The organism is Kitasatospora sp. NPDC085464, from assembly GCF_044541955.1.
In the GTDB taxonomy this organism is placed as follows: Bacteria; Actinomycetota; Actinomycetes; order Streptomycetales; family Streptomycetaceae; genus Kitasatospora.
Window position 1 is genome coordinate 43,478 of record NZ_JBITTM010000062.1, and the last position, 8,000, is coordinate 51,477.

5 protein-coding genes are annotated in these 8,000 nt (G+C 73.1%); 4 read left to right on the forward strand and 1 reads right to left on the reverse strand.

Translation table 11 applies throughout. From position 1 onward, the window contains the following. Window positions 1–79 precede the first annotated feature (79 nt). Entirely contained in the window at window positions 80–2,275 is a 2,196-nt protein-coding gene (locus tag ACIGG8_RS37365) for an MMPL family transporter (protein WP_396553058.1), read from the reverse strand. Between the two features lie 585 nt (window positions 2,276–2,860). Here ACIGG8_RS37365 and ACIGG8_RS37370 point away from each other — a divergent pair. The 4 genes from ACIGG8_RS37370 (at window position 2,861) to ACIGG8_RS37385 (ending at window position 7,909) form a co-directional block, all read left to right on the forward strand. After that, window positions 2,861–5,098, forward strand: a complete 2,238-nt coding sequence (locus ACIGG8_RS37370) for an MMPL family transporter (RefSeq protein WP_396553064.1) — start codon at window positions 2,861–2,863, stop codon at window positions 5,096–5,098. Between the two features lie 120 nt (window positions 5,099–5,218). After that, window positions 5,219–6,112 carry a phosphotransferase enzyme family protein gene (locus ACIGG8_RS37375; RefSeq protein WP_396553059.1) on the forward strand — a complete coding sequence of 298 codons (894 nt, stop codon included), beginning with the start codon at window positions 5,219–5,221 and terminating at the stop codon, window positions 6,110–6,112. A gap of 172 nt (window positions 6,113–6,284) precedes the next feature. Beyond that, the gene (locus tag ACIGG8_RS37380) at window positions 6,285–7,313 is read left to right on the forward strand and encodes a polysaccharide deacetylase family protein (protein ID WP_396553060.1); all 1,029 of its coding nucleotides are present in this window, start codon (window positions 6,285–6,287) and stop codon (window positions 7,311–7,313) included. A gap of 62 nt (window positions 7,314–7,375) precedes the next feature. Further along, window positions 7,376–7,909 carry a hypothetical protein gene (locus ACIGG8_RS37385; RefSeq protein ID WP_396553061.1) on the forward strand — a complete coding sequence of 178 codons (534 nt, stop codon included), beginning with the start codon at window positions 7,376–7,378 and terminating at the stop codon, window positions 7,907–7,909. Window positions 7,910–8,000: the final 91 nt, after the last annotated feature.

Genomic DNA, 8,000 nt, shown 5'->3' on the forward strand with positions numbered 1-8,000 from the left:
GGCGCCGCCTGTGGATCGGTCCGGAGTGGGCCGCAGGCCGACCCGGGATCGGCCCAGTCGGTCCGGGGTGGGCCTGCGGTCAGCGCCGCCCGGCCGGCTCCGGCACGCCGTGCGTGCCCGCCAGCGGGGCCGGACCGCCGCCGTGGCCGTGACCGGGGCTGTCGGCGTGGCCGGGCCACCAGGCGCGGTGGCCGAGCAGCGCGGTGAGCGCCGGGGTGAAGAACATCGCCATCACGAAGGCCGCCAGCACGATGCCGAAGGCCAGTGAGAAGCCGAGCTCCATGAAGAGCACGTTGCCCGCGAGCATGAAGGTCGCGAACGACGCCGCCAGGATGAAGCCGGCCGCCGCGACGGTGGGGCCGCCGTGCTTGACGGCCTCGCGGGCCGCCTCGCGCGGGGTCCGGCCCTCGCGGGCCTCCTCGCGGAGACGGGCGATGATCAGGATGTTGTAGTCGGTGCCGATCGCCACCACGAAGAGGTAGATGAAGATCGGCAGCATGAACATCAGGCCCTGCTCGCCCTTGATGTTCTGGAACACCACGGTGGTGGCACCGAGGGTGCCGCCGAAGCCGAGGCCGACCGAGGCCATCAGGTACCAGGGCGCGACCACGCTGCGCAGCTGCAGACCCAGGATGATCATGATGAGCAGGGCCGCGATCGGGAAGACCAGCGTGTAGTCGTGCGCCATCGCGGTGTTGATGTCCTTGTACACCGAGGTGATGCCGCCGACCAGCGCCTTGCTGTCGGCCGGGGCCGAGGCGTGGGCGGTGTCGCGGACCTTCGCGATGGTGTCGATGGCCTTGTTGGAGGCCGGCGCGTCGCTGAGCATCACGGTGAAGTCACCGGTGGTGCCGTCGGCGCTGATCGCCTTGTTCTCGCTGCTCGGCGTGACGACGGAGGCCACCCCGGGCACGCCCTGGAGCTTGCCGGCGAAGTCGTTGAGCGTGGACTCGCTGAGCTTGGAGCCGTTGGTGCTGGTCAGGAAGACGTGGCTCGGGTCGGCGGTGCCGGCCGAGAAGGCGGTCATCAGCTTGTCCTGGACGACCATCGACTCCTTGCCCTTGGGCATGGAGCTGCCGGCCAGGTCGTAGGTGCCGTTGTAGTTGACGCCGGCCAGGGTCAGCACCAGCAGGATGCCGCCGGAGACCAGGGCGACCAGGCCGGGCTTCTTGCCGGTCATCCGGCCGAGCGCGGCGAAGCGGGCGTTCTGCGGCTCCTGCATCCACTTCTTGCCGGGCCAGAACACGGCCCGGGACGGGATGACGGCGAGCACGGCCGGGGCCAGGGTCAGCGAGACCAGGGCGGTCGCGACGACCGCGATGGCCAGCGCCGGGCCGAGCGCGGTGAACATGCCCAGGCTGGAGAGGATCAGCACGGCGAAGGCGACGGCGACCGCACCGGCGGCGGAGGCGATCGCCTCGCCGACCCGGCCGACGGCGTTGGCCACGGCCGTCTTGCGGTCCTCGCCCAGGCGCAGCCGCTCGCGGTAGCGGAAGGACAGGAAGAGGAAGTAGTCCGTGCCGACGCCGAGGACGACGATGATCAGGATCGCCGAGGTCATCGGGGAGGACTTCAGGTCGAACACCTTGATCGCGTCGGCGATCAGGCCGTTGGCCACCGGCATCGCGATGACCAGCGAGAGCAGGACCGGCAGGATGCCGGCCAGGATGCTGCGGAAGATGATGCCGACGATCAGGATGACGAGCACCAGGCTGCCGAGCATGACGATCATGTCGGTGGCGCCGGAGGCGTCCTTCTGGTCCAGGCTGCTGGCGGCCTGGCCGCCGACCTGGAACTTCAGGCCGCTGCCGTCGGCGAGCCTGGTGCCCTCCTCGCGCAGCTTCTTGGCCGCGTCGGGGAACTCCTGGCTCTCCATCTTGTTCTTGTCGATGCCGACCATGGACAGCGCGTACTTGCCGTCCTTGGACTTCGAGGTCTTGGGGTCGACCGGCAGGATCTTCTCGACGGCGGGGATCTTCGCATCGGTGAGACCGTTGACGATCTTGTCCATCGAGGCCTGGTCGGCGGTGGTCAGCGCCTGGCCGTCGTTGCGCTCGAAGAGCAGCAGCGCGGACGGGGTGAAGCTCGCCGGGAACGCGTGCTCCTGGAGCTGCGCGGCCTGGATGGACTCGTAGTGCTTGGGCAGGAATGCGGACTCGTCCGTCTGCGAGGTGACCTTCGGCGCGGAGCCGACGATGGCGATCATCGCGACGATCCACGCCGCGATCACCCACCACGCGCGACGAACGACGAAGTGTCCTAGTCGGTGGAACATGCTCGTGATGCCTCCTGGGCATGGTTCACCGCAGCCCTTGGGGGACGGGACGCTGGGCGACGGCAGGACCGGTCCGGGCCTGCACGGGATGCGCAGGCCCTTGCCGGTCGGCAGGTAAGTGAGGTGGGGCATCATCGTACGAGCACTGGCTTGCCGCCCGGCAAGGAGCCCCCGTATTCCAACCCCCGTGCGGGACCGCCCCGAAACGGCCCCGACCCAGTTTCCCCCGAACGCGGACCCGTTGACCTCGTGCTCCGGGTGGAGTCACCTCCCCCTCAGGGTGGAGCCGGATCCCCTACCCCCAGGTGGAGTTCTCGGGGTCGGGGGGTAGGGAAAACCCCACCCCTCCCCCCGAGGCAGACCCCAGGGCAGGCTCACCCGCCAGCCCGATTCCCGCCCAACCCCGCCTTCCCTACTGTCGGTTGCGACGCCGGATCCGCAACCGGCCTGCAGCGCAAGGCGGTTCGGACGACCAGGGCCACCGCCACTCACGACCGGCGACGAACCGCCGCTCTCCCAGGGGGAACCTCCGTGAAACCCGTGCAGTCCCGATCCACCCGGGCCGGACTCGGCATCGCCGCCACGATGGGCGTCTGGAGCGCCCGGCACCGGAAGACCGCCGTCTTCGGCTGGCTGCTCTTCGTCGTGCTCGCCGCGGTGCTCGGCGGCATGCACGGCAGCACCAAGGTGACCGAGGCCGAGTCGATGCCCGGGCAGGTCTCCCGGGCCGCGAAGATCCTCGACCAGGCCGGCCTGACGAGCCCGGCGAGCGAGACCGTCCTGGTCCAGAGCGTCACCCGCAGCGCCGACGACCCCGACTTCCGCGCCGCCGTCGACCAGGTCGTCTCCGCCGTCGACCGCACCGGCAAGGCCGCCGGGATCCGCTCGCCGTACGACACCAAGGCCGTCTCCCCGGACGGCCACTCCGCGCTCGTCCTGGTCACGCTCAAGGGCGACCGGGACGAGGCGGTCGCGAACGTCGGGGCGGTGATGGACGCGGTGGCCGGCGTGCAGCGGCAGAACCCCGGCCTGACCGTGGCCGAGCTCGGCGACGCCAGCTCCGGCAAGTGGATCCAGGACCAGTTCAAGAACGACTTCTCCCGCGCCGAGTGGACGGCCGTCCCGCTCGCCCTCGGCATCCTGCTGATCGCCTTCGGGGCGCTGGTCGCCGCCGTGCTGCCGGTGGTGCTCGCGCTGACCGCCTTCGTCGCGGCCGCCGGGCTGGTCGCGCTCGGCAGCGGCCTGCTGCACACCAGCGACGACGCCAGCTCGGTCATGCTGCTGGTCGGCCTCGCCGTCGGCGTCGACTACTGCCTGTTCTACCTGCGCCGCGAGCGCGAGGAACGGGCCGCCGGGCGCGACGCGCACACCGCACTGACCGTGGCCGCCGCCACCAGCGGCCGGGCCGTGCTCGTCTCCGGCGTCACCGTGGTGGTCGCCATGGCCGGCATGTTCCTCACCGGGATCGCCGACTTCCGGGCGATGGCCTTCGCCACCATCCTGGTCGTGATCACCGCCGTGCTCGGTTCGCTGACCGTGCTGCCCGCCCTGCTGTCGATGCTCGGCGACCGGGTCGACAGGGGGCGGGTGCCCCTCCTCGCCCGGCTCCGCCGACCGGACGCGGGCCGGACCGGCGGACGGTTCTGGAACGCGGTGCTCACCCCGGTACTGAGCCGCCCCCTGGCGTCCACCCTGCTCGCCGGGGCCTTCCTGCTCGCCCTGGCCGCACCACTGCTCACCATGCACACCGCCAACCTGACCTTCCGGCAGCAGCTGCCCGCGGGCAACGCCCTCGTCGCCGCCTCCCAGAAGATCGAGGCCGCCTTCCCCGGCAGCCCCGCCCCGGCCACCGTCGTCATCAAGGCCGCCGACATCGACTCCCCCGCGATGACCGCCGCGATCGAGGACCTCAAGGCGAGGGCACTGTCCAGTGGGCGGATGCACGGCCCGGTCGAGGTCGCCGTGCACCCCGCCGAGAACGTCGCCACCGTCGACATCCCGCTCGACGGCACCGGCAACGACGCCACCAGCAACGACGCGCTGAGGACCCTGCGCGAGGACCTGGTGCCCTCGACCGTCCTCAGGGTGCCCGGCACCGAGGCCCCCGTCACCGGACGCACCGCCGGGTCGTACGACTTCAACGCCAGGATGACCGGCTCGATGCCGCTGGTCTTCGGCTTCGTCATCGCCTTCGCCTTCCTGCTGATGCTCACCTCCTTCCGCTCGCCGGCCGTGGCCCTCACCGCCGTCGTGCTCAACCTGCTGTCGGTGGGCGCCGCGTACGGGGTGCTGACGCTGGTCTTCCAGCACGGCGTCGGCGCCTCGCTGCTGGGCACCGCCGGCGTCGGCGCCGTGGAGTCCTGGGTGCCGCTGTTCCTCTTCGTGATCCTCTTCGGGCTCTCGATGGACTACCACGTCTTCGTGGTCTCCCGGATCAAGGAGGGCCACGACCGAGGGCTGCCGACCCGCGCCGCGATCGCCCACGGCATCCGCTCCACGGCCGGGGTCGTCACCAGCGCCGCGGTGATCATGGTGGCGGTGTTCGCGGTCTTCGGCACCCTGTCCATGCAGGCGATGAAGCAGATGGGCGTCGGCCTGGCGGTCGCCGTCCTGATCGACGCCACCGTGATCCGCGCCGTGCTGCTGCCCTCGGTGATGAGCCTGCTCGGCGAGCGCAACTGGTACCTGCCGCGCTGGCTGAACTGGCTGCCGGACCTGTCGCACGGCGAGACCGCGCCGCCGCCCGGCGCCGCGAACGCCCCGCACCCCCGGCCCGCCGCCCCCGCGGACGGCGCCGCCCGGCACCGGCGGGTCGGGGTCTGAGCCACCTCCGGTGACGCGCACCACGCCGGGCCCCGCAACGCGCGGGGCCCGGCGTCGGTGCGTCATGATGATCACCGTCCCGGGTCCCCCGGGTGAACACCGCCGGAACGGAGCCCAGTCATGATCCCCTTCGACGAGGGCCGCGCCCGGCTGCTGCTCGCCCACGCCTGCGAGTCCGCCGGACTTCCCGGCCCCGGCGACGCCCGGCTGCTCGCACTCGGCGAGAACGCCGTCTTCGACCTCGGCGACCCGGCCGTGGTCGCCAAGGTCGGCCGCGGCCCCGAGCTGTACGACCGGGCGCACCGCGAGCTCACCGTCGCCCACTGGCTGGCCGGGCAGGGCGTCCCGGTGGTGCGCCCGTACGACGCGGTGGCGCCCGAACCCCGACTCGCCGACGGGCACCCCGTCACCTTCTGGCACCGGCTCGCACCCGCCGTCCGCCCCGCCCGCCCGGTCGACCTCGCCCCGCTGCTGCGCACCCTGCACCGGCTGCCGGTACCGCCCGTGCCGCTCGGCCGGCGCGACCTGCTGGCCCCGGTCGAACGCTGGCTGGCCTCCGCCGAGGGCCACGTCGACCCCGCGGACGTCGCCTTCCTGCGCCACCGCCGGGACGCCTTCGAGGCCGCCCTGCCCGACCTCGTCCCCCGGCTGCACCCCGGCGTGATCCACGGCGACGCGCTGCCGCGCAACGTCCACGTCGGCCCGGACGGACCGGTGCTGCTCGACCTCGAATTCGTCGCGAACGACCTGCGGGAGCACGACCTGGTGGTCCTCGCCCTCGCCCACGACCGCTACGGCGTGCCCGGCGAGGAGTACCGGGCGTTCACCGAGGCGTACGGCTGGGACGTGCGCGAGTGGCCCGGCTTCACGGTGCTGCGCGGCGCCCGCGAGACCGCCAGCGCCTCCTGGGTCGCGCAGCAGGCCGCGAGCAACCCGGCCGCCCTGGCCGAGTTCCGGCGGCGGGTCGACTCCCTGCGGGACGGTGCCACCGGGGTGCGCTGGTACCCGTTCTGACGGCGGGGCGCTACCCCGATCCGCGGCCGGGTGCCAACCGGGGCGGGTGTGAGAAGAGTCCCGGGCGGAGGCGGTCCGGCGCGCAACCACGGCACGTAGGCTCGGCGTCCTACCGGACAGTCATCCTGACCCGAGGGATCGGCACCGTACTCGTACCTCAGGAGCCGCCGCCATGCACCGGACCGCCCGCCGCCCCTCCGCTCCGACCCTCCCCTCCCGCTCCGGGCGCCGGCTGATCGCGGGCTGCATCGGGCTGGCCGCCGTGCTGGGGCTCACCGCGTGCGGGACCGCCAGCGGCGCGCTGCAGTCGCCGAGCACCGCCGCCCAGCCGCCGGTCGCCGCGCACCCGAGCGGAACGGCGGCGGCCACCATCGCCCCGACGCCCGGCTCCGACGGGATACCGCCGGCCGCGGGCGCCTCCGGGTCCGCGGCGTCCTCGTCGTCGGCCGGGTCCTCGTCGTCGGCCGCTCCGGCCGTCCCGGTGAAGCCGCGCACGCCCCGGCCGGGGGACTCCTCAGCCCCCGCCTCCCCGGCCGCGCCCGCGGTGCCGGCCTCGCCCGCCGCGTCCTCCTCCCCCGCCGCACCGCCCGAGCACCCCGGGGCGGGCACCGTGATCGGCTCCACCGCCTCCGGCGGCCGCACCGTCGCCCTCACCTTCGACGACGGCCCCGGCCCCGCGACCGGCCAGATCCTCGACCTGCTCGCCCAGTACCACGCCAAGGCCACCTTCTGCGAGATCGGCCAGAACGCCGCCGCCAACCCGGCCCTGGTCAAGCGGGTCCTGGCCGCCGGGCACCGGCTCTGCGACCACAGCGTCCACCACCCGCAGCCGTTCGCGAAGCTCCCGCACGACAAGGCCGCGTACGAGATCGGCGCGGCCCGCGACATGATCGTCCAGGCCGGCGGCCCGGGCACCCGGGTCGACTGGTTCCGCGCCCCGGGCGGCGGCTTCAACGCCGACAACGAGCACATCACCGCGGGCCTCGGGATGTCCTCGCTCGGCTGGTCCGTCGACCCGCGCGACTGGTCCCGCCCCGGCGTGCCGGCCATCGTCGCCACCGTCCAGAAGCAGCTCAAGCCGGGCGGCATCATCCTGATGCACGACGGCGGCGGCGACCGCAGCCAGACCGTGGCCGCGCTCAAGCAGCTGCTGCCCTGGCTGGTCGCCCAGGGCTACACCTTCGACTTCCCGGCGCAGTAACGCAGTTCCCGGCGTCGCCCCCACAGGCGGGGCTTCGAAGACGGGCCCCTAGGGTGTGCGGCGTGACCGACAGCAGCCCCACCCCCGCCGAACTCGTCGCCGCCGTACCGGGACTGGCTCCCTACCTGCGGCCCGCCACGCTGCTCCACCCGTACGCCGCGACACCCGAACCGGCGGCGAGCCGGATCGGCGGCCCGGCCCTGTGGCCGGCCGGCGAGCCCTGGCCGCACTGCACGGCCAAGCACCTGGACGACGACTACCAGGACGTCTCCCCCGCCGACCGCGCGATCTGGGAGGGCATCGACCGCGCGCTGCACGAGCGGGCCCGGGCCGGCGGCGACCCGCACGTCCTCACCTCCGAGGAAGTCGCCGAGCAGCGCCGGATCATGGCCGGCGCCGGCTCCCTCGACCTCACGAACTGGCGCCTCCACCGCAAGGTCGCCGAACGGCCCGCGGCCGGCACGGCCGTGGTGCCGCTGGCACACATCCGCGCCGAGGACGCCCCGCACCTGCCCTGGCCGGAGGGCACCGACCGGCTCCAGGTGCTCTGGTGCCCCAACGACCACGACGACATCCAGGGCGAGCGCTTCTACTAGGGCGTGTTTCGAAAGTGCTGGTCACAGCCACTCGTTGATGGCTGCGACCAGCACGGTCGCTTCGTAGCGGACGGCGAGTTTGTCGTATCTC

Excerpts from the sequence above, each read along its gene's own strand:
- ACIGG8_RS37365 (WP_396553058.1), bottom strand. The coding sequence starts at position 2,275 with ATGTTCCACCGACTAGGACACTTCGTCGTTCGTCGCGCGTGGTGGGTG.
- ACIGG8_RS37370 (WP_396553064.1), top strand. The coding sequence starts at position 2,861 with ATGGGCGTCTGGAGCGCCCGGCACCGGAAGACCGCCGTCTTCGGCTGG.
- ACIGG8_RS37375 (WP_396553059.1), top strand. The coding sequence starts at position 5,219 with ATGATCCCCTTCGACGAGGGCCGCGCCCGGCTGCTGCTCGCCCACGCC.
- ACIGG8_RS37380 (WP_396553060.1), top strand. The coding sequence starts at position 6,285 with ATGCACCGGACCGCCCGCCGCCCCTCCGCTCCGACCCTCCCCTCCCGC.